We start from the raw sequence: 20,541 nt of genomic DNA on the forward strand, positions 1-20,541 counted from the left end.
ACCCGCCCTAATGCTCGTCTATAAAATCTACCAGCGCCCGCCGCTGGTGGACGCCCAGTCCGCGGACCCTGCGGGAGGTGGCGATGCCCAGCTGCTCCATGATGGCCGCCGCCCGGACCTTGCCTATTCCCGGCAGCGCCTCAAGCAGTTCCGAGACGCGCATCCGGGCGAGGGCGTCGTCCTCCATCGCCGAGTTGATGATGTCCGCCGCTGACCTCTTGCCGTTCTTCAGGCTCTCCTTGGCCGCCGCGCGGGTGGCCCTGGCCGCGGCTGCCTTGTTCAGGGCATCAGCCCGTTCCGACGCGGACAACGGACGCAGCACCATGGCGGACACCCCCGGTTTCGGCGGATTCGTTCAGGGGCGGCCGCCCTTGAACCTGTCCTGAAACTACCCTCTGCCGTGGCCTGAATCAATGCATGCGCACAAACCCGCGGTTATGCGCCCCGCAGCCCGTCCAGGGTCCGCAGGGCCGCTTCGCGCAGCCCGCGCGGCCCGGGGCCGGCACTGAGGATGTCCCGGCTGGAGGTGCCCAGGACCTGCGGGAATGCCGGGCCGAACGTGGACCTGAGGTCCGCCGGGGTCGCCCCCTGGGCGCCGAGGCCCGGAGCGAGGATCGGTCCGCGCATGGCGGCGAGGTCAATATCGAGGTCCTGAAGCGCGGTGCCCACGGTTGCACCAACCACCAGGCCAACGGAACCGAGGCTGCCTGCGTAGCGGGTGTTTTCCGCTGCCGCCGCGGCCGTGATCCGGCGGGCCACGGAGTCCGCTCCCCCGACGTGCTGGACGGAGGACCCCTCGGGGTTTGAAGTCAGCGCCAGAACAAAGACCCCGCGCCCGGTTCCTGCGGCCAGGTCCAGGGCCGGACGCAGCGATTCGAAGCCAAGGTAGGGGCTGAGGGTGACGGAGTCGGCGGCCAGCGGGGAACCGTCCCGGAGCCAGGCGTCGGCGTAGGCGGCCATGGTTGAGCCGATATCGCCCCGCTTGGCGTCGGCGATGGTGAGCACCGATTCGTCCCGTGCGGCGGCGAGGAGTTCCTCGAGGACGGCCATGCCCGCCGAGCCGTGGCGTTCGTAAAGCGCCACCTGCGGCTTGATCGCGGCAGCGGACGTGGCAACCGCCTCCAGGGCTGTCAGTGAAAAGCGCCGCAGGCCGGCGGCGTCGTCGTCCAGCCCCCAGCCTTTCAGCAGCGCCGGGTGCGGGTCGATGCCGACGCACAGGGGGCCGTGCGCGGCCATGGCGGCGCCGAGCCGGGAGCCGAAGGACTCCCGGCCGGCACCTGCTTCCTGGTCAGGCATTCTGCAGGGCCGCCTTCTGCGATTCAGCGAGGGCGGAAGCGTGCTCCTGCAGGCTGGTGACAGACCACTCGTAGGTGCGCATTGCCTCGATCGCCTGGACCGCGGCGTTGAACTCGGCGACGGTGGTGATGCAGGGGATGCCGATGGAGGTTGCGGCTGCGCGGAGTTCGTAGCCGTCGCTGCGGGCCTCGCCGCCGGACGGGGTGTTGAACACCATGTCGATCTCGCCGGCGACGACGAGGTCGGCGATGGTGCCTTCACCCTCGGCGCTGCTGCCTTCGGCGACCTTGCGGACCGGGGTGGCCTGGATGCCGTTGCGGCGCAGGACGTCGGCGGTGCCGCCGGTGGAGACGATCTCGAAGCCGAGGTCGGAGAGCCGCTTCACGCCCATGATCACCGAGCGCTTGTCCCGGTTGGCCACGGACACAAACACCTTGCCTTCGGTGGGCAGTGCGTTGTTGGCCCCGGCCTGGCTCTTGGCAAACGCCGTGTCGAAGTGCTTGTCGATGCCCATGACCTCGCCGGTGGACCGCATCTCCGGGCCGAGCAGGGAGTCGACCACCTTGCCCGCGGGGGTGCGGAACCGGCTGAACGGAAGGACGGCTTCCTTGACGGCCACGGGGGCGTCCAGCGGAAGGCTGGATCCGTCGCCGGTTTCAGGCAGCATCTTGTAGGCAGTGCGGAGCTGGTTGATGGTGACGCCGGTGCCGATCAGGGCGGCGGCCTTGGCCATCTGCACACCGGTCGCCTTGGACACGAACGGCACGGTCCGGGACGCGCGGGGGTTGGCTTCGAGGACGTACAGGACGTCAGAGGCCAGCGCGAACTGGATGTTGATCAGGCCGCGCACGCCGACACCTTCGGCGATGGCACGGGTTGCGGTGCGCACGCGTTCGACGACGTTGCTCCCCAGGGTGATCGGCGGCAGGACGCAGGCGGAGTCGCCGGAGTGGATGCCGGCTTCCTCGATGTGCTCCATGATGCCGCCGAGGTACAGGTCGGTGCCGTCGAAGAGCGCGTCGACGTCGATTTCGACCGCGTCCTCAAGGAACCGGTCGATCAGCACCGGGTGGTCCGGGGTGATCTCGGTGGCGTTGGCGATGTAGCGGGACAGGTTGGCCTCGTCGTAGACGATTTCCATGCCGCGGCCGCCCAGGACATAGGACGGGCGGACCAGCACGGGGTAGCCGATTTCGTCGGCGATCTTCTTGGCGTCCTCGAAGGACACGGCCGTGCCGTTCTTCGGGGACACCAGGCCGGCCTGGTCCAGGACCCGTGCGAAGGCGCCGCGGTGCTCTGCGAGGTCGATGGCTTCCGGGGACGTGCCGAGGATGGGCACACCGGCGTCGGCGAGCTGCTGGGCGAGCTTCAGCGGGGTCTGGCCGCCGAGCTGGACGAAAACGCCCATCACGCCGCCGGTGCGTTCCTCGGCTGCGATGACCTCCAGGACGTCTTCGAGGGTCAGCGGCTCGAAGTAAAGGCGGGTGGAGATGTCGTAGTCGGTGGAGACGGTTTCCGGGTTGCAGTTGACCATGACGGTCTCGTAGCCGGCCTTGCGCAGTGCCATGGAGGCGTGGACGCAGGAGTAGTCGAACTCGATGCCCTGGCCGATGCGGTTGGGGCCGGAGCCCAGGATCAGGATGGACGGCTTGGAGTGCAGCGCCACCTCATCCTCTTCGTCGTACGCGGAGTAGTGGTACGGGGTGTAGGCGGCGAACTCGGCGGCGCAGGTGTCCACGGTCTTGTAGACAGGGCGGATGCCCAGTGCCTGCCGGACACCCCGGACCACAGCCTCGGAGTTGTGCGTGAGGGCGCCGATCTGTTCGTCGGAGAAGCCGTGGCGCTTGGCGCGCTGCAGCATGTCCTTGGTGAGCGAACCGGCCTGGCGGATCTCCCGGGAGACCTCGTTCAGGAGCTGGAGCTGGTCGAGGAACCAGGGGTCGATCTTCGTGGCGTCGAAGAGCTGTTCCACGGTGGCCCCGCCCAGGAGGGCGCGCTGGACCTGGTACAGGCGTTCGGTGGTGGGCCGCTTGGCCTTTTCGATGAGCTCCGCGACTTCCCATTCCGGGACGCTGCTGAAGTCCAGCTGCGAGCCCTTCTGCTCGAGGGAGCGCAGGGCCTTCTGCAGCGCCTCGGTGAAGTTGCGGCCCATGGCCATCGCTTCGCCCACGGACTTCATGGTGGTGGTCAGCGTATTGTCGGCTGCAGGGAACTTCTCGAACGCGAACCGCGGGACCTTGACCACGACGTAGTCGAGCGTGGGCTCGAAGGACGCCGGAGTCTTCTGGGTGATGTCGTTGGGGATCTCGTCCAGGGTGTAGCCAAGGGACAGCTTGGTGGCGATCTTGGCGATCGCAAACCCGGTGGCCTTCGATGCCAGGGCCGAGGACCGGGACACGCGTGGGTTCATTTCGATGACAACCACGCGGCCGGTCCTGGGGTCGATGGCGAACTGGATGTTGCAGCCGCCGGTGTCCACGCCCACTTCGCGGATGACGGCGATCGCGACGTCGCGCAGCTTCTGGTACTCGCGGTCCGTCAGGGTGAGCGCCGGGGCGACGGTGATGGAGTCGCCGGTGTGGACGCCCACGGGGTCGAAGTTTTCGATGGAGCAGACAACAACGACGTTGTCGTTCTTGTCCCGCATCATCTCCAGCTCGTATTCCTTCCAGCCGAGGATGCTCTCTTCGAGCAGCACCTCGGTGGTGGGGCTGTACTGCAGGCCCTGGCCAACGATCCGGCGCAGGTCGTCCTCGTTGTAGGCCAGGCCGGAGCCGAGTCCGCCCATCGTGAAGGACGGGCGGACCACCATGGGGTAGCCGAGATCCTCGGCGGCCTTGAAGGCTTCCTCCATGGTGTGGATGATGTGGCTGCGGGCGGATTCGGCGCCGCAGCGTTCCACCACACCCTTGAACTTCTCGCGGTCCTCGCCGAGCTCGATGGCGGCGATGTTGGCGCCGATGAGCTCCACGTTGTACTTCTCAAGCACGCCGTTCTTGTCCAGCGCGATGGCGGTGTTCAGCGCGGTCTGGCCACCCAGGGTGGGCAGGACGGCGTCGGGACGCTCCTTGGCGATGATCTTCTCCACCACCTCGGGGGTGATGGGTTCGATGTAGGTGGCGTCGGCGAACTCGGGATCGGTCATGATGGTGGCCGGGTTGGAGTTCACGAGGATGACGCGCAGGCCTTCCTCCTTGAGGACGCGCAGCGCCTGGGTGCCGGAGTAGTCGAATTCGGCGGCCTGGCCGATGACGATCGGGCCGGAACCGATGACCAGGACGCTCTTCAGGTCAGTTCTCTTGGGCATTACTTCTTGTCCTCAGTCTTGGTGTCGGAGTTGTTCGTCGCTGCGGAGGCTGCGGTGTCCGCTGCTTCGTTGTCCGCTTCTGCGGGGTGTGCGGAGTCCACCGGCTCCTTGGAAAGGTTGGCCGTCCGGCCGTCCCGGGTGCCCTCCATCAGCTCGATGAAGCGGTCAAAGAGGTAGGCGGCGTCGTGCGGGCCGGCCGCGGCTTCGGGGTGGTACTGCACCGAGAAGGCGGGAATGTCCAGGCAGGCGAGGCCTTCCACGACGTCGTCGTTGAGGCTGACGTGGCTGACTTCCACCCGCCCGTAGCGTGCCTCCGGGGCCTGGGTGGCGCCGTCGAGCGGTGCGTCCACGGCGAAGCCATGGTTCTGCGAGGTGATTTCCACCTTTCCGGTGCGGCGGTCCATCACGGGCTGGTTGATGCCGCGGTGGCCGTAGCGGAGCTTGTAGGTGCCAAAGCCGAGTGCGCGGCCGAGGATCTGGTTGCCGAAGCAGATGCCGAAGTAGGGCAGCTTCTCGTCCAGGACGGAGCGGAGCAGCTTGACCTGGGTTTCGGCGGTGGCGGGGTCGCCGGGGCCGTTGGACATAAAGAAGCCGTCCGGGTTCACGGCCTTGACGTCCTCGAGGGTGGCGGTGGCGGGGAGGACGTGCACGCGCACGCCGCGCTCGGCGAAGCGGACAGGGGTCATGGCCTTGATGCCGAGGTCGATCGCGGCGATGGTGAAGCGCGGTTCCTTGTCCCAGCCGTGGTCCTTGGGCTCCACCACGTAGGCTTCATCCACGCTGACTTCCTCCGCCAGGCGGGCGCCTTCCATGGGGGCGCTGGCCAGGACGGCGTCGAGGAGTTCCTTGTCCGGGGCCTGCGCTGCGTCGCCTGAGAAGATGCCGGCGCGCATGGTCTTGTGTTCGCGCAGGTGGCGGGTGATGGCGCGGGTGTCCACGCCCTGGATCCCCACGATCCCCTGCTCCACGAGTTCCTCGTCGAGGGAGCGCTCCGAGCGCCAGTTGGACGGACGGCGGGCGGCGTCCCGGACGATGTAGCCGGCAACCCAGATGCGGCGGGATTCGGCGTCCTCGCTGTTGACGCCGGTGTTGCCGATGTGCGGCGCTGTCTGGACCACCAGCTGGCGGGCGTAGGACGGATCCGTGATGGTCTCCTGGTAACCGGTCATGCCTGTGGCGAAGACGGCTTCGCCCAAGGCCGTTCCGGTGGCGCCGTAGCTGGTCCCGCGGAAGAAGCGGCCGTCTTCGAGGACGAGTACTGCCGGAGCGGAGGTAGTTGCTGTCACTGTATTCGCTTTCACTGCTGGGTCTGTGGGGCTGGGGAGATCAATTGCTGAAGGGCCGTGTAGAGCACTTCCTTGTCCGCGGCGCGTCGGGTGCGGAAACCGGTGTCCAGTTCGTGGGACCCGTGGGTCCACGTCAGTACCAGCAGGCCGTCCTTCTCCACGAACTTTCCGGCCATGCCGCTGTCCTGCCGGACGCCGGCCAGGGCGGCAGCGGGGATGTAGAGGGCCGGGGCGCCGGACCGGTCGAAGAGGACGCCGTGCGGGTACACGGCAAGGTCCGAGTTGGTGCGGATGCCGAGGCCGTGGACGGCGATTCGGTCCAGCCAGTCCCCGCCGGTGGTGGTGGCGACGTACTGGCCCTCGGCGCTGGTGAGCGGCTCGCCGGGAGCCGCGGGCACCTGGGGCAGCTGTTCGACGTCGGCCTGGCGCTTCAGGCGGTTGCGCCAGCCGATGGCGAGGAGGACGAAGACGACGGCGACTACCGCCAGCATCGCCAGTCCGGGAAGGATTTTGTCCATCAGGCGGCGCCTGCCGGAGAGGCCGCGTACCGGTACGGCGTGTTGAGCCTGCCGTCAAGGACGGTGGGGTGGCCCTTGAAGAAGGTGGCCACCACCTTGCCCGGGAGTTCGCGGCCCTTGAACGGTGAGTTCCGCCCCATCGTGGCCATCTGATACGGGTCGACCGTCCAGCGGGCGGCCGGGTCCACAAGGATGACGTTGGCCGGTTCGCCGGCCTCCAGCGGCCGGCCCTGGTCCTCGAGCCGGCCGATTTTTGCCGCCGCGGTTGAGGTGACGCGGGCGAAGTCCGCCCAGGTCATGAGGCCGGTTTCGATCATGGTGTGCTGCACCACGGACAGGGCGGTTTCGAGCCCGGTCATGCCCATGGCCGCCTGCGCCCATTCGCATTCCTTGTGCTCGCTGGGGTGCGGGGCGTGGTCCGTTCCGACCACGTCGATAGTCCCGTCAGCCAACCCTGCGCGCAACGCCTGCACGTCGGCGTCGGTACGGAGCGGCGGGTTGACCTTGTAGACGGGGTCGTAGCTGCGCACCAGATCGTCGGTGAGGAGCAGGTGGTGCGGGGTGACCTCGGCGGTGACGTTGATGCCGCGTTCCTTGGCCCAGCGGATGATTTCGACGGAACCGGCCGTGGAGACGTGGCAGACGTGCAGGCGGGAGCCAACGTGCTGGGCGAGCAGGACGTCGCGGGCGATGATGCTTTCCTCTGCCACCGCAGGCCAGCCCGTGAGGCCCAGGACCGCGGACACTTCGCCCTCGTTCATCTGGGCGCCGGCGGTCAGGCGGGGTTCCTGCGCGTGCTGGGCCACGACGCCGTCGAACGCCTTGACGTATTCCAGCGCCCGGCGCATGAGGACGGGGTCGTGGACGCAGATGCCGTCGTCGGAGAACATGCGCACGCGGGCACGGGAATCGGCCATGGCGCCCAGTTCGGCCAGCTGCTCCCCCGCCAGGCCCACGGTGACAGCACCGACGGGCCGTACATCAACCCAGCCGGCCGCCCGGCCCAGGGAGTGGACCTGCTCCACCACGCCGGCGGTATCAGCCACGGGGGTGCTGTTGGCCATGGCGTGGACGGCGGTAAATCCACCGAGGGCTGCTGCACGGGTGCCGGTTTCCACGGTTTCGGCGTCCTCACGGCCGGGTTCGCGGAGGTGGGTGTGGACGTCGACCATGCCGGGGAGGGCCACGAGGCCGGCGGCGTCGATGACTGTGGCGTCGTCGTCGGAAAGCCCGGCGCCCTTTTCGGCGATGATGCCGTCACGGATGAGCAGGTCCGCAGGTTCGCCGCCCAGGATCGAGGCGCCGCGGATCAGGTAGGTTCCGGTGTTGCCTGCCATCAGTTGCTCTCCTTGGTGGGGTGGGCGGTGCCGGCAGAGGCCAGGACCGGTTCGGCGGCTGGTTCACGGGTGTCCCCGGAGAGCAGCAGGTACAGTGCGGCCATCCGGACGGACACGCCGTTGCGGACTTGGGCCAGGACGGTGGAGCGGGGCGAGTCGGCGGCTGCGGCCGAGATTTCCAGGCCGCGGTTCATGGGGCCGGGGTGCATGATGATCGTGTCCTTCATGCCGAGCCGGTCCAGGGCGCGCAGCCGGTTGTCGTCGAAGCCCCAGCGCCGTGAGTATTCACGGGTGGTGGGGAAGAAGGACGCGTTCATCCGTTCGCCCTGGACGCGGAGCATCATGACGGCGTCCACGCCCTGCGCCAGGGTTTCGTCGAGGTTGTAGCTGACTTTGCACGGCCATTTTTCGACGCCGATGGGCAGCAGAGTTGGCGGCGCCACCAGGGTGACGTCGGCTCCGAGGGTGCGCAGGAGCCACACGTTGGAACGGGCGACCCGGGAATGCAGGACGTCGCCGGCGATCGCGACGCGCATTCCCTTCAGATCGGCGCCTTCGGACCCGGTACCGGACAGCTTCGCCCAGTGCCGGCGCATGGTGAACGCATCCAGCAGCGCCTGGGTGGGGTGCTCGTGCGTACCGTCACCGGCGTTGATGACGGCGGCGTCGATCCAGTCGGTGGCGGCCAGGCGGTGGGGTGCCCCGGAGGCCCAGTGGCGGATGACGACGGCGTCGGCGCCCATGGCGGACAGGGTTTGGGCCGTGTCCTTGAGGGACTCGCCCTTGGACACCGAGGATCCCTTCGCGGCAAAGTTGATGACGTCCGCGGAGAGGCGCTTGGCTGCGGCTTCGAAGGAGATGCGGGTGCGCGTGGAGTCTTCGAAGAAAAGGTTGACCACGGTGCGGCCACGCAGGGCGGGCAGTTTCTTGACCTCGCGGTCCCCGACGGCCGCCATTTCCTCGGCGGTGTCCAGGATGCTGATGGCGTTCGGCCGGCTGAGGTCCTGGGTGGAGAGCAGGTGCTTCACGAGCCGCCTTCGATCACTACTTCGTTGACAGGGGTGCCGCCGGGGGGCGTGTCGGTTTCTTCGATCCGGACCCGGACCTTCTCGGCGGAGGAAGTGGGAAGGTTCTTGCCCACGTGGTCGGCGCGGATGGGAAGTTCGCGGTGGCCGCGGTCGATCAGGACCGCCAGGCGGACGATGCGGGGGCGGCCCAGGTCGACGAGGGCGTCGAGTGCGGCGCGGATGGTGCGGCCGGAGTAGAGCACGTCATCGATGAGGACGACGACTTTGTTGTCGATGCCGGTCTTCGGGAGCCTGGTGGGATAGGGAGGGCGCGTCCCTTGGCGCGAGAGGTCGTCGCGGAACATGGTGACGTCAAGCTGCCCGACGATGGCGGCAGCGTCCACGGTGTTGTCTGCGGCGGCAATTTTTTGGGCCAGCCGGACTGCCAGCGGGTAGCCGCGGCGGGGGATGCCCAGAAGGACGAGGTCCTGGGATCCCTTGTTGGCCTCGAGGATCTCATGGGCGATACGAGTGAGGGCCCGGTCAATATCAGCCTGGTTCAGGACTGTCCTGGCTGGAACCGGTGCGCTGGTGACAGAAGTCAACGCTCGTCTCCCCTTTCCCCGCCTCACAGGACGGAATTAAAAAAGGATCATGTGCGGTACCAAAATTACCACACCGGCCCTCTCCTGCCGGTGCCGCGGGAAGGCGGCGCTGGTCACATTCGAGGCACCGCATCCTTGGTGGCAACCCCGGCCACACCTAGGCTGTCGGTTATGTCGATCAATCCCCGCCGGCCGTCACCCGGACACCCCGAAGATCCGTATTCAAGGCAGGCGGCGCCACTTCCCCGCCAGGCCAATCCCAGCTGGATGGGCCACGTCCAGCCGGAAAACTACCGGCCCGCGCCCGGCCATCAGGGCGGACCCGTGGCCTCTGTGGTCCCGCCGCAGGCAGAGGGAACTGCGCTCCGTGCCGCGCGCACCCGGGGCGGCCTGGCAGGGCTGACAGTTGCGGGCGGGACGCTGGCATTCCTGAGCCTCTTCCTGGTGGTGCCGTTCCTGCTCTCCAACACCGGCACCACCGGGTTTGTCATGGGTTTCCTGGCATCCCTGCTGCCGCTGTCGGCCGTGCTGCTGGCCGTTTACGTCATCGACAAATGGGAACCTGAGCCGAAGCGCCTGCTTTTCTTCGCCTTTACGTGGGGGGCCGCAGTGTCCATTGCGGTCACGCTCCTGATCCAGCCCTTCTTCGTGCTTGGCTTCCAGTTCTCGGACCTCCCGGACCTCCAGACCTACATGGCGACGGTACAGGCACCCATTGTGGAGGAATTCGCCAAATCCCTCGGTTTGCTCCTTCTCCTGCTCCTGGCCAGGCGGCATTTCGACGGCCCGGTGGACGGCGTGGTGTTCGCGTTCACCATTGCCGGCGGGTTCGCGTTCACCGAGAACATCCTGTACTTCGGCAGGGCCATCGCCGAATCGGCCAGCCCTGCCAGCGATTTCGCCCAGGTCTTCTTCCTCCGCGGCGTCATGTCGCCCTTCGCCCACGCCATCTTTACCGGCACCACCGGCCTGATCATGGGCTACGCGGCCCGCCGGTGGCATACCGGCGCCTCGGTTGCAGCATTCTTTGTGGGGCTCCTGCCCGCCATGTTCCTGCACAACCGGTGGAACAGCATGGGCCAGGGGTTCCTGCTGGACTACATCGTTGTCCAGGTGCCCATCTTCCTCGTCGCGGTGGCAGGCATCGTCTCGCTGCGGGTTGCCGAGAAGCGCCTCACCCGCCAGCGCCTGCTGGAATACTCGGCGGCCGGCTGGTTCACCCCCGCGGAAGTCGAACTCCTGGCAACACTGGGCGGCCGCCGGACAGCGCTGAACTGGGCAGGCGGATACGGCAGGAAACGGCAAATGAAGGAGTTCGTGAAAGCCGCAACCCACCTGGCGAACACGCGGCAGCGGATCCTCAGCGGACGGGATGTCCAGCTGCACCAGGCCGAGGAACGGCAGCAACTGCAGCGGGTCCTCGCTCTGCGCGCGGCCGTCGCCGGCTGAGTCTTCAGGCCCGGATTGGCGCTTCGCCGGGAGCTGGACCGCGATGGCGGCAGCGGGACTAGGGGCAGCTTGGTACCAGGCGCGTCAAGGCAAGGGCTTCGTCCAGAACTTTGCCGAAGTTGCCGGCATCGTGGGCGAAACGGCCCAGGAAGAGCCCGGAGGTGCCGTCCAGCACCGGAAGAAGCCCTGGTTTTGCCGAACCTCCGTAAATGATGGGAAGGTCCCGCAGCGTTGTCACGCCCGCCTCCCTTCCGTGCGTGTGCAGGAGCCCGCGGAGTGCCTGGACAACGGCGGAGACGTATGTGGCCCTGGCTGGTTCAGCTGCCCCGATGGCCCAGACGGGCTCGTAGGCGATAATGAGCCGGGAAGCCAGTGCCCAGTCGCCGTTCACGGCGTCGGCGATCTGCCGGTGGACGAACCCGGCGGCGGCCTCAGCGCCTGCCCGGGTTCCGTCGTCGGGGGTTTCCTCACCGACGCAGAGCAGGGGCCGGACGCCCGCGGCATCTGCGGCCCTGACCTTGCGTGCGATCTGTTCGCCGTCTTCGCCGAAGTGACGGCGACGCTCGGCATGCCCGATCTCTACGAGTCCGGCCCCGAGCTCTGCCAGGAGTGACGGCGATACCTCACCGGTCCACGGTCCATCCGCCCAAGCGCAATTTTGCGCACCCAGGAGGACGGGTGATCCGGCCAGGACTGTACCGGCAGCAGGAAGCATCGGGGCAGAAGGGATCACAAACGGGACTACCCGCCCGGCCGCCAGGGCCGGACGGGAGTCCACTTCGTTCCGGATCTGTCCGAGCCAACTTATGGTGTCCCGGTACCCCATGTACATCTTCGTGCTGACTCCGATGTACATGGTGCCGGTCATGGCTGGTTCCTTTCCGGTGTTGCATTCAGGCATTGCAGTCTTACTTGGCATCAAGCAGGTCGTCGGCCTTGTTGCGGAACCGCTTCGTGGCGTACATCATGGCCGCGGCCAGGAACGGGAGAACACCAAGGGCAACGACCCCGGCGGAGCCGGTGGAGTCACCAGCAATTCCGTTCACGGTGGTGCGCAGGATCGGTGCAACGAAGCCGCCGAGGTTGCCCAGCGAGTTGATCAGGCCGATTCCCGCTGCTGCCGCCGTTCCGGTCAGGAACGCCGTCGGGTAGGACCACGCGATGGGACCGATGGCGAGGAAGCTGCACACAGCCAGGGTGATGAAGACGATGCCAAGGGCCGGCAGGTGGTTGATGCCCGCCCACGCGGAGCCGAAGATGCACAGGCCGGTGGAGATGAACAGGCCGGTGCCCCAGACCCTGCGGCGGACCAGGGTGTTGGCGGCTTTGCCGATGAGGTAGCAGGCAAAAATGCCGAAGAACCACGGGATGGCTGCCATGAGGCCGACGGCGAGGCCAACCTTTTGGCCGGTCAGCTGGGACACCTGCTGCGGCAGATAGAAGGTCACGCCGTAAACAGCGATCTGCAGGCAGAAGTAGATGACGGTGAAGTACCAGACCTTGCCGTTTTTCATCGCCGCGAGCACGCCTCGGGGGCCTGTTTCTTCCTTCACGGTGTCTTCGAGCGCCATGACGTCCAGCAGCGCCTTCTTTTCGCCCTGGTTCAGGAACTTCGCATCCTGGGGGCTGTTGATCAGGAAGAAGTATGCCGCAACGCCTGCGAGAACAGCGAGCATGCCTTCGACGAAGAACATGACCTGCCAGCCTGCGACGCCCGGAACCTGGTCTCCGATGTTGATCAGCCAGCCGGACAGCGGCGCGCCCATCATCTGTGAGAACGGCTGGGCCAGGTAGAAGATGGCAAACATCTTGACGCGGACCTTGTTGGGGAACCAGGCAGCCAGGAACATAATGACGCCCGGGAACAGGCCGGCCTCAGTCACACCCAGCAGGAAACGCAGGATGATGAAGGACGCCTCGCCCTGGACGAAGGCGAAGCATGCCGACACGATGCCCCACGTAATGGCGATGCGGGCCAGCCACACCTTCGCTCCGAACCTGTTCAGAAGCAGGTTGCTGGGGATTTCGAACAGGGCGTAGCCGATGAAGAAGATCCCGGCACCGAGCGCGTACGCGCCGGCGGTGATGCCCCTGTCCACTTCCAGCGCAGCTTCAGCGAAGCCCACGTTGGTGCGGTCAAGGAACGCCACGATGTACAGGATGACCAGCATCGGCATAAGCCGGAGGGAGGCCTTGGAAATCGCCGATTTCAGGACCGGCGAGTCCAGGAGCTCCTTGGTGGATGTTGCTGCTAAAGACACTAAAACTCCTCTTTGAGTGAATCAGTTGCGCACGTTGGGTGTGCTTCGGAGGCCCTAGAGGGAAAACGCGATCATCATGGCCCCTGTGATGCAGGCGAGGATGCCCACGGCAAGGTAGATCCGTCGTGCGCGGCTCCAGGTCGCGGGACCGCTGGTAAGGGCTGTTGTTGCGGGTGCGGGCCGTGCTGGTGAAGGCGCCGCTGCCTGTTTGCTGTTGCGTGCCAAGGGAAGGCCCTCTCTAGTGCATGTAGAGCCCGCCGTCCACATTCAGCGTCTGCCCGGAGATGAAACCGGCGTCCTCGCTGATGAGGAAGGCGATGGCTGCTGCGATGTCCCGTGTGGACCCGATGCGGTTGACCACCAGGTCCCTGGACAGTTCGTCCTTGCGTTCCTGGCTCAGGGTGCCGCCCATGATGTCCGTATCAATCGGGCCCGGGGCAACGGCGTTGACCGTGATGTCGTACTCCCCCAGTTCCCTGGCGGTGGAACGGGTCAGGCCAATAACGCCGGCCTTCGCAACCGAGTACGGCGTCTTGGAGTACGTTCCGCCGCCCCGCTGGGCTGAGATCGAGGATATGTTGACAATCCGGCCGATCCGGTTCCTGACCATGGATTCAGCCACCCGGCGGGTGGCGTAGTGGACGCCGTTGAGGTTGATGCTGAGGACGCGGTCCCATTCGGCTGCGTCCAGCTCCAGGTATGGAACGGGTGAACTGACGCCGGCAACGTTGGCAAGCGCGACGATCTGGGGCAGCTCCGCCTCGATGGAGTCGATGGCGGAGCGGACGGATGCTTCGTCCGCCACGTTGGCGCCCACGCCGTGGGCGCGGATGCCATACTGCGACGACAGTTCCTTGGCCGTGACCTCGCAGAGGGCGTCATCGAGGTCGATGATGCCGATATTCCAGCCCTGGCCTGCGAGGTAGTTGACGGTGGCCCGGCCGATGCCCCGTTCTGACACCGCTCCGGTGACTATGGCGGTGCGCTCGATGGGAAAACTGCTCATGCGTGCTCCTGGTTAGGGCAGTCGGGTTAGTTGATGGGGGCAGGGCCGAGGTCTTCGAGCAGTTTCTGCATGGCGACGTAGGCCTTGTTGCGGTAGGCGATCAGCTCGGGCGTCCGCTCGGCCGGGACGTTGAGGAAACCGGCGCCGGTCTTCGTGCCCAGCTTTCCTGCGTCCACCAGGTCGCTCAGGATCTTTGGGGTTGCGAACCGTTCCGGGAAGTCGGTCTGCAGGGACTTGTAGCAGAAGGCATACACGTCCAGCCCGGCCATGTCGGCGATGGCGAACGGTCCGAAGAACGGCAGCCTGAAGCCGAATGTGGTGCGGACCAGCGTATCCACGTCGTCCGCCGTCGCTATGCCCTGCTCCACCAGCTGCGCAGCTTCATGGAACAGGGCGTACTGCAGGCGGTTCAACACGAAGCCGGTGACGTCCTTGACCACCGCTGTCTGCTTGCCGGCCGCATGGACCAGCTCGCGGGCCGCCGCCACCGTGGCTGAGGAGGTGCCGGCGTGCGGGATGATTTCCACGCCGGGGATGAACGGCGACGGGTTGGAAAAGTGCACGCCCAGGAACCGTTCCGGGTTGGTGACCGGCCCGGAAAGCTCCGCGATGGAGATGGTGGAGGTGTTGGAGCCGATGATGGCGTCCGGCCTGGCGGCGGCGCTGACGCGGGCCAGGGTCTGGTGCTTGATGGCGATGACTTCGGGTACGGCTTCCTCAATGAAGTCGGCGTCCGCCACGGCCTCCTCGATGTCCTTGGCAGCCCAGAGGTTCTGCTTCAGGATTTCCGTGGAGCCCGCCGGGAACAGGCCGTCGGCCACGAACTGGTCCGACTCCACCAGGAGGCGTTCGTAATTGCTTTGCGCCACCTCGGCGGACACATCCGCCAGCGCCACGCGTGCCCCGCCAAGGGCCAGGACCTGCGCGATTCCCCCGCCCATGTAGCCGGAGCCGACTACGGCGATCTTCCGGGCGGGCTGGACGTCCGCCGATGCCGTGTTCTCCGGATTTGATGCCGTGTTTGCTGTTTCGGTCATGATCAGACTGCCTTTGTGTAATCGGGTTCGTAGGAGCAGATGGCGTCCACCTTTGCGGCGGAGGCTGACGTTTCATCGAAGCGGTAGTCGAGCCATTCGCCCACCAGCTTCTTTGCCAGTTCAAGGCCGATGACGCGCTGGCCCAGCGTGAGCACCTGGGCGTTGTTGCTCAGGACGGAGCGCTCCACCGAGTAGCTGTCGTGGGCGGTCACGGCCCGGATGCCGGGAACCTTGTTGGCCGCGATGGCCACGCCCAGCCCGGTGCCGCAGATCAGCAGGGCACGGTCGGCCTCGCCTTCGGCGACTTTGCGGGCGGCATCCACCGCCACATGCGGGTACGCGGTGGAGTCCTCGGCACCGACACCGATGTCCCTGACGGATGCCACGCGGCTGTCCGCTTCGAGCAGCGCCTTCAACGCCTGTTTGTATTCGACGCCGGCTTCGTCGTTTCCGATGACAATGCGCCATCCTGCTGCTGCGCCCTGTGCGCTCATGCTTCTGCTCCGTTTCCGGCCGCGGAGGCGGCCAGGGGTGAATAGTCGGTCAGTTCAGAATTGAAGTAGTCGGAGATGCGTCGGGCGATCAGCCCGAAGGAAACCGCCCCGGGGTCCGGATGGCCCAGGCTCTTCTCGGCCAGGGGCCGTGCCCTCCCCTTGAGCGGCCGGAGGGATGCCGTACCTTCAGCGGCTTCCTGCGCCGCTGCTGCCCCCGCGGCCAGGGCTTCGGCTGCCGGCGACCCGCCGTCGAACACGGCCTGGAAGATGTCCCTGAAGGGAAGCAGCGCGTCCACCATGGTCTTATCCCCTGGCTGGGCCTTGCCGAGGGCGGTAATGGCGTCCACGAAGGCGTTCACCGCGGCGGCCGCATCCCCGGCAACGTAGGAGGTCTTGTTGCCGAGGCTCAAGCCGGCAGCCATCACGGCCGTTCCCCACAGCGCACCCGAGGTCCCCCCGGCACGTTCGCTCCAGGCTTCCCCCGCCGCGGTGAGCACGCTTTGCACGGAAGCCCCGGCGGCCGCAGCTTGCTGCGCTGCTGCCGCTGCCGCGTCAACACCGCGCCGCATGCCGATGCCATGATCGCCGTCACCGGCAACCGCATCGAGCCGGCCCAGTTCCTCCTCATGTTCGACGACGGCGTCCTGCACCTGGGCGAGCACGGCGGCTGCCAGCCGGCCCAGCCCAGCTGCTGCCGGCGTCGTATCTTCCCCTTCGCCTGCCACAGCGTCTTCCTGTCCGGACAGTTCCCGGCGTGCCCGCGGGACCAGGTTGCCCTTGCGGAAGGCAGGGGTGTCGGCCGGGGCCGCCCAGTAGCGCTCCAGTTCTTCATCCAGCCACAGCAGGGTGAGGGAGAGTCCGGACATGTCCAGGCTGGTGACCAGCTCGCCGCACTCGGGCTCGACAACGGTCAGGCCGGCTGCGGAAAGGAGCTTTTCGATCTTGCCGAAGAGCAGGAACAGCTCGTCGTATTTGACCGTTCCCAAGCCATTGACGATGGGCACCACGCGGTTTCCGGCGTCCTCCGGCTTGTCCTCGAGGAGCCTGGAGACCAGGAGGTCGGCAAGTTCGGAGGCTGTGGGCATGGGATGCTCGGAAATGCCCGGCTCGCCGTGGATGCCCAGGCCCAGCGACATTTGGCCGGCTGGGACATGGAACAGCGGAGCATCCGCCCCCGGGAGCGTGCACCCGTCAAATGCAACACCCAGGGAGCGGGTGCGGTAGTTTGCGCGGCGTGCCAGCCGCTCGACTGCGTCCAGGTCCAGTCCGGCTTCTGCGGCTGCCCCTGCAATCTTGAAGACAGTCAGGTCGCCCGCAATACCGCGGCGTTTCTCGATCTGGTCCAGTGGAGCACTGGCGATGTCATCGGTTACGAGGACGGTGCGGGTGTCAATACCTTCCGCCTTAAGCCGCAGCTGGGCCTGGCCGAAGTGGAGCACGTCCCCGGCGTAGTTGCCGTAGCTCAGCAGCACGCCGCCGCCGGCGTTTGCCGCCTTGGCCACCCGGTACACTTGGCCGGCCGCCGGAGAGGCGAACATGTTGCCGCAGGCGGAGCCGGCGGCGAGGCCCGGTCCCACCAGCCCGGCGAAGGCGGGGTAGTGGCCCGAGCCGCCGCCCACCACCAGGGCCACCTGGCCGGCGGGTACTTCCGTGGACCGGACGACGCCGCCGTCGACCCGGGCGACGTAGCCGCGGTTGGCAGCAACAAAGCCGTCCAGTGCCTCATCCGCGAAGTCAGCAGGGTTGTCATAAATCTGGGTCATGGTTCCTCGTTGAATCCTTTGTTGGTGATTGCGTCCGGATTGCTGGTCCGGCCGCAGTCAGACGCTGCTGAGCTGGGCGGCCGTGGGCTGCTGCCGCCCCTGGGCCACCTGACTCTTGCCGAGCGCGTAGCCGTCAGTCTTGGGCAGGACGTGGCGGCGGAGGTATTCCTGGTTGCTGGCGGTGACACTCAGGCCGTCTCCGCCGTAGTGCTCGGTGCAGAGGATTCCCTGGAAACCTGCGGAAAGTGCCAGTTTGAAGGCTTCGCGGTAGTTGATGAGGCCGCTTTCCATCGGCGCCGGCATGGTGACGTAAACGTCGCGGGCCACATCCTCGTCGCGCATGTAGTTCTTCATGTGCCAGTAGTTGGAGTACGGCAGGGTCTTGGCCACCATGTCCCGCCAGTCCTCGATGGGGCGGTGGAGACGGATCAGGTTGCCGAGGTCAGGGTTGAGGCCGACATTTGGCAAGCCGATGTCCTGGACCAGCTGCACGGAGGAATCCGCAGTGCCAAGGAACGTGTCCTCGTACATCTCGAGGGAGAGCAGGATACCGACTTCGGCCGCGTGGCGGCCGAGTTCACGGAGGCGGGTCACAGCGTTGTTCCACGCTTCCCTGTCCCCCGCCGGGTCCTTGTACCCTTCGACCGTCCAGAACCACAGCTGCTTCTGCTGCGCCGGGGTGATGGCCTGGTGCAAGCCGAAGGACACAACCTCGCAGCCCAGTTCGGCAGCGGCGTCGATGGTGCGGTGGCTGTAGGCAAGGTTGGCTTCCCAGTTGCCTTGTTCGATGACGCTGCGGCGGATGGCGGAAATAACGGGAAGGCCAACGCCCACCTCTTCGGCGGTCTGCTTGAACTCGGCGAGGCGCTCCTTGTCGAGGTCACCGGGGCGCACCCAGCTGTCGGTGAGGTCAGCGTTGGCGAAGCCCGCCTCCTTTACCTCTGTGAAGACTTCCGCCCAGGCGGACGCATCGGCGTTGTTGATATGGGTCCCGGAGGCGTCGGTTGCCTGAAACTGCAGCAGCGCTGCGGTAATCGGCCAGTTCTGTGCTGTATAAGCCAAGGTTCCGCTCTTTCGTAGATCGTGTTTCCTATAGGATCTACTATTGAACGAAGTGTTGTCAAGGTCACTTATACCCTGGCCGGCTGCTACCCCCGGGGCTGGTTCAGGGGGCTTAGGAGACCCCTAGCTTTCGGGCGCGTCCGCAATCGCCCTTGCCCGGACCTGCTGGATATGTGCAGCCATTGCTGCTTCCGCTGCCGCCGGAACACCTGAAGACATAGCGTCCAGGACAGCCTGGTGCTCGGCAATGGCGCACTCCGCGTCAGTGATTCCCACTCCCTTGAAGAGCCGGAACCGCTGAATCTGGCCGCCGAGGGCCGAGTAGGCGGCCTCCATGAACTGGTTTCGGGTCTGCTTCGCAATGATCTGGTGGAAGCGTTCGTCTGCCTCCAGGTAGTCCTTGAACTCGGCGAAGGCCGGTCCCCGGGGAGCTGCCTTGAGGTCTTCAACCGCCTGCCTAAGCTCCGTCAGGCCCCGTTCGTCCATGCGTTCACAAGCAAGCATGGCGTTGACGGGCTCGATGGCCAGCCGTGCCTCCATCAGTTCAGCGAAATCCTCGCGGGTGAAGACCGGCGCCACCCGGTAACCCTTCAGGGCGACCCTGCGCACCATTCCTGTGTGCTCCAGCCGCGCCAGGGCTTCGCGGACGGGAGTTGGAGAAACGTCGAGGTCCCTGGCGGTTCCGTCGATGCTCACCACGGATCCCGGCGCCAGGCGGCCGTCCATAAGGGACGCCAGCAGCTCGGAGTAGACATGGTCGGCGAGCACCTGGCGGTTGACTGCGCGGCGGGAACTTTGGGCACCGGCGCGGTCCACTGGCAGGGTATCGGCGGTATCGGAGGCTTTCTTCATGCTCAAATCCTATAGGAATGCCTTTGGACCGTACGTGGACGTTGCGTTTTCGGCGGGCTTTAGCATGACTAAGCAAAAGAGCCCCGGCCAGGTGGACCTGGCCGGGGCTCTGGGGAGCTGGAGCTGTGTGGAATATTCGGGCAGTGACGGCTACGCGAGCAGTGACGGCTTCAACTGCTGCAGCCGTCCCAGCAGCCCATTGATGAACTGGGGCGATTCGTCGGTGGACAGCGTCTTGGCCAGCGCCACCGCCTCGCTCACCGCAACACCGTCCGGAACGTCGTCGTTGTAAAGCAGCTCCCAGGTGCCGATCCGCAGGATGATCCGGTCCACGGAGGGCATACGCTCGAGGCTCCAGCCCTGGGAGTAGGTTTCCAGGAACTCGTCGATCGCGGCCTGCCGGGAGAGAACGCCCTCAACAATGTCCACGGTGTAGGGATTGACAATCTGGTCAGTCTTTTCCCGGCGTGCACGTAGGACGTCGAAGGGGGAAGCGGAGCGCTGCTCAGCTTCGAAAAGAATGTCCAGGGCCCTGCTGCGGGCTTTACCGCGGGCGCTCACTACTCGGTGACCCGGCCCAGGTAGCTGCCGTCGCGGGTGTCTACCTTGACCTTGGTGTTGTTCTCGATGAAGAGCGGCACCTGGATCTCGTAGCCGGTTTCCAGGGTAGCGGGCTTGGTGCCCGCGGATGAGCGGTCGCCCTGCAGGCCCGGCTCGGTGTAGGTGATTTCCAGCACGACGCTCGGGGGCAGTTCAATGTACAGCGGGGTGCCGTCGTGGATGGCGATGTTCACCATCTGGTTTTCGAGCATGAAGTTGGTGGCGTCGCCCACCGTGGCACCGGAGACGGTGATCTGGTCGTAGTCGGAGGTGTCCATGAACACGAAGTCCGCGCCGTCCTGGTAGAGGTACTGGTAGTCGCGGCGGTCCACGGTGGCGGTCTCGATCTTCAGGCCGGCGTTGAACGTCTTGTCAACGACCTTGCCGGACATCACGTTGCGCATCTTGGTGCGGACGAAGGCGCCGCCCTTGCCGGGCTTGACGTGCTGGAATTCGATGACGTTCCAGAGCTGGCCCTCAAGCTTCAGGACCGTTCCGTTCTTGATGTCGTTAGTGGTTGCCACTGGTTTCCTCTGGTTTCTCTGTCTGGCTGGTCAGACGTTCTATGCCGGCCGGTCCGATCAGCGGTTTGCCGGCGCGTGTTTGTCAAAAATCGCGTGGTTTGGGAAAAATCCAAGAACCATTCTACCGGTAAATGGAC

Annotated in this window: 20 protein-coding genes; 1 reads left to right on the forward strand and 19 read right to left on the reverse strand. The window is 66.1% G+C overall.

Annotation, left to right across the window (positions count from 1 at the left end; all coding sequences use genetic code 11):
* Positions 1–7: 7 nt before the first annotated feature.
* The 8 genes from mihF to pyrR all read right to left on the reverse strand — a co-directional run bounded on the left by mihF (position 8) and on the right by pyrR (position 9,356).
* The gene (gene mihF, locus ACYQ1Z_RS18470) at positions 8–325 is read right to left on the reverse strand and encodes an integration host factor, actinobacterial type (RefSeq protein WP_459794005.1); all 318 of its coding nucleotides are present in this window, start codon (positions 323–325) and stop codon (positions 8–10) included.
* A 110-nt stretch (positions 326–435) separates the two neighbouring features.
* Entirely contained in the window at positions 436–1,296 is an 861-nt protein-coding gene (gene pyrF, locus ACYQ1Z_RS18475; RefSeq protein ID WP_459794006.1) for an orotidine-5'-phosphate decarboxylase, read from the reverse strand.
* Positions 1,289–4,603, reverse strand: a complete 3,315-nt coding sequence (gene carB / locus ACYQ1Z_RS18480; RefSeq protein WP_459794007.1) for a carbamoyl-phosphate synthase large subunit — start codon at positions 4,601–4,603, stop codon at positions 1,289–1,291. Before carB ends, pyrF begins: the two co-directional genes overlap by 8 nt.
* On the reverse strand, positions 4,603–5,889 hold the full coding sequence (gene carA / locus ACYQ1Z_RS18485; RefSeq protein ID WP_459794008.1) for a glutamine-hydrolyzing carbamoyl-phosphate synthase small subunit: 1,287 nt from the start codon (positions 5,887–5,889) through the stop codon (positions 4,603–4,605). Before carA ends, carB begins: the two co-directional genes overlap by 1 nt.
* A gap of 11 nt (positions 5,890–5,900) precedes the next feature.
* Positions 5,901–6,407, reverse strand: coding sequence for a PH-like domain-containing protein (locus ACYQ1Z_RS18490; RefSeq protein ID WP_459794009.1), 507 nt, complete (start codon positions 6,405–6,407; stop codon positions 5,901–5,903).
* Positions 6,407–7,744 (reverse strand): dihydroorotase, encoded by a 1,338-nt coding sequence (locus tag ACYQ1Z_RS18495; RefSeq protein ID WP_459794010.1) that lies wholly within the window; start codon positions 7,742–7,744, stop codon positions 6,407–6,409. Before ACYQ1Z_RS18495 ends, ACYQ1Z_RS18490 begins: the two co-directional genes overlap by 1 nt.
* A complete protein-coding gene (locus ACYQ1Z_RS18500; RefSeq protein WP_459794011.1) occupies positions 7,744–8,772 on the reverse strand; it encodes an aspartate carbamoyltransferase catalytic subunit in 1,029 nt (342 codons plus the stop codon). The genes ACYQ1Z_RS18495 and ACYQ1Z_RS18500 overlap by 1 nt, the downstream gene beginning before the upstream one ends.
* On the reverse strand, positions 8,769–9,356 hold the full coding sequence (pyrR, locus tag ACYQ1Z_RS18505) for a bifunctional pyr operon transcriptional regulator/uracil phosphoribosyltransferase PyrR (RefSeq protein WP_459794012.1): 588 nt from the start codon (positions 9,354–9,356) through the stop codon (positions 8,769–8,771). Before pyrR ends, ACYQ1Z_RS18500 begins: the two co-directional genes overlap by 4 nt.
* A gap of 171 nt (positions 9,357–9,527) precedes the next feature.
* On the opposite strand from pyrR, the gene ACYQ1Z_RS18510 reads away from it, so the two are divergent.
* Positions 9,528–10,805: a PrsW family intramembrane metalloprotease gene (locus ACYQ1Z_RS18510; protein ID WP_459794013.1), complete on the forward strand. Its 1,278-nt coding sequence runs from the start codon at positions 9,528–9,530 to the stop codon at positions 10,803–10,805.
* 58 nt (positions 10,806–10,863) lie between these two features.
* Here the strand turns inward: ACYQ1Z_RS18510 and ACYQ1Z_RS18515 are convergent, their stop codons facing one another.
* The 11 genes from ACYQ1Z_RS18515 to efp all read right to left on the reverse strand — a co-directional run bounded on the left by ACYQ1Z_RS18515 (position 10,864) and on the right by efp (position 20,404).
* Positions 10,864–11,673 (reverse strand): triose-phosphate isomerase family protein, encoded by an 810-nt coding sequence (locus ACYQ1Z_RS18515; protein ID WP_459794014.1) that lies wholly within the window; start codon positions 11,671–11,673, stop codon positions 10,864–10,866.
* 40 nt (positions 11,674–11,713) lie between these two features.
* Positions 11,714–13,066 carry an MFS transporter gene (locus ACYQ1Z_RS18520; protein WP_459794015.1) on the reverse strand — a complete coding sequence of 451 codons (1,353 nt, stop codon included), beginning with the start codon at positions 13,064–13,066 and terminating at the stop codon, positions 11,714–11,716.
* Between the two features lie 54 nt (positions 13,067–13,120).
* Positions 13,121–13,291 (reverse strand): hypothetical protein, encoded by a 171-nt coding sequence (locus ACYQ1Z_RS18525; protein ID WP_459794016.1) that lies wholly within the window; start codon positions 13,289–13,291, stop codon positions 13,121–13,123.
* A gap of 13 nt (positions 13,292–13,304) precedes the next feature.
* Positions 13,305–14,072 carry an SDR family NAD(P)-dependent oxidoreductase gene (locus ACYQ1Z_RS18530; protein WP_459794017.1) on the reverse strand — a complete coding sequence of 256 codons (768 nt, stop codon included), beginning with the start codon at positions 14,070–14,072 and terminating at the stop codon, positions 13,305–13,307.
* A 26-nt stretch (positions 14,073–14,098) separates the two neighbouring features.
* Positions 14,099–15,109 carry a 3-hydroxyacyl-CoA dehydrogenase family protein gene (locus ACYQ1Z_RS18535; RefSeq protein ID WP_459794018.1) on the reverse strand — a complete coding sequence of 337 codons (1,011 nt, stop codon included), beginning with the start codon at positions 15,107–15,109 and terminating at the stop codon, positions 14,099–14,101.
* A gap of 2 nt (positions 15,110–15,111) precedes the next feature.
* On the reverse strand, positions 15,112–15,603 hold the full coding sequence (locus tag ACYQ1Z_RS18540; RefSeq protein WP_459794019.1) for a ribose-5-phosphate isomerase: 492 nt from the start codon (positions 15,601–15,603) through the stop codon (positions 15,112–15,114).
* Positions 15,600–17,366: a dihydroxyacetone kinase subunit DhaL gene (gene dhaL, locus ACYQ1Z_RS18545; RefSeq protein ID WP_459794020.1), complete on the reverse strand. Its 1,767-nt coding sequence runs from the start codon at positions 17,364–17,366 to the stop codon at positions 15,600–15,602. Before dhaL ends, ACYQ1Z_RS18540 begins: the two co-directional genes overlap by 4 nt.
* A 57-nt stretch (positions 17,367–17,423) precedes the next feature.
* On the reverse strand, positions 17,424–18,428 hold the full coding sequence (locus ACYQ1Z_RS18550; protein ID WP_459794021.1) for a sugar phosphate isomerase/epimerase family protein: 1,005 nt from the start codon (positions 18,426–18,428) through the stop codon (positions 17,424–17,426).
* A 123-nt stretch (positions 18,429–18,551) separates the two neighbouring features.
* Positions 18,552–19,280, reverse strand: coding sequence for a GntR family transcriptional regulator (locus ACYQ1Z_RS18555; RefSeq protein ID WP_459794022.1), 729 nt, complete (start codon positions 19,278–19,280; stop codon positions 18,552–18,554).
* 150 nt (positions 19,281–19,430) lie between these two features.
* Positions 19,431–19,841, reverse strand: a complete 411-nt coding sequence (gene nusB / locus ACYQ1Z_RS18560) for a transcription antitermination factor NusB (RefSeq protein WP_459794023.1) — start codon at positions 19,839–19,841, stop codon at positions 19,431–19,433.
* Positions 19,841–20,404: an elongation factor P gene (efp, locus tag ACYQ1Z_RS18565; protein WP_043454411.1), complete on the reverse strand. Its 564-nt coding sequence runs from the start codon at positions 20,402–20,404 to the stop codon at positions 19,841–19,843. Before efp ends, nusB begins: the two co-directional genes overlap by 1 nt.
* Positions 20,405–20,541: the final 137 nt, after the last annotated feature.

The organism is Arthrobacter sp. AD-310 (assembly GCF_054656615.1).

What these genes read in the sequence shown, in the direction of transcription:
- ACYQ1Z_RS18510 (WP_459794013.1), top strand. Translation starts at nt 9,528, where the DNA reads ATGTCGATCAATCCCCGCCGGCCGTCACCCGGACACCCCGAAGATCCG.
- ACYQ1Z_RS18540 (WP_459794019.1), bottom strand. Translation starts at nt 15,603, where the DNA reads ATGAGCGCACAGGGCGCAGCAGCAGGATGGCGCATTGTCATCGGAAAC.
- ACYQ1Z_RS18495 (WP_459794010.1), bottom strand. Translation starts at nt 7,744, where the DNA reads ATGGCAGGCAACACCGGAACCTACCTGATCCGCGGCGCCTCGATCCTG.
- ACYQ1Z_RS18530 (WP_459794017.1), bottom strand. Translation starts at nt 14,072, where the DNA reads ATGAGCAGTTTTCCCATCGAGCGCACCGCCATAGTCACCGGAGCGGTG.
- ACYQ1Z_RS18555 (WP_459794022.1), bottom strand. Translation starts at nt 19,280, where the DNA reads ATGAAGAAAGCCTCCGATACCGCCGATACCCTGCCAGTGGACCGCGCC.
- dhaL (WP_459794020.1), bottom strand. Translation starts at nt 17,366, where the DNA reads ATGACCCAGATTTATGACAACCCTGCTGACTTCGCGGATGAGGCACTG.
- ACYQ1Z_RS18515 (WP_459794014.1), bottom strand. Translation starts at nt 11,673, where the DNA reads ATGACCGGCACCATGTACATCGGAGTCAGCACGAAGATGTACATGGGG.
- ACYQ1Z_RS18535 (WP_459794018.1), bottom strand. Translation starts at nt 15,109, where the DNA reads ATGACCGAAACAGCAAACACGGCATCAAATCCGGAGAACACGGCATCG.
- pyrF (WP_459794006.1), bottom strand. Translation starts at nt 1,296, where the DNA reads ATGCCTGACCAGGAAGCAGGTGCCGGCCGGGAGTCCTTCGGCTCCCGG.
- mihF (WP_459794005.1), bottom strand. Translation starts at nt 325, where the DNA reads ATGGTGCTGCGTCCGTTGTCCGCGTCGGAACGGGCTGATGCCCTGAAC.
- carB (WP_459794007.1), bottom strand. Translation starts at nt 4,603, where the DNA reads ATGCCCAAGAGAACTGACCTGAAGAGCGTCCTGGTCATCGGTTCCGGC.
- ACYQ1Z_RS18490 (WP_459794009.1), bottom strand. Translation starts at nt 6,407, where the DNA reads ATGGACAAAATCCTTCCCGGACTGGCGATGCTGGCGGTAGTCGCCGTC.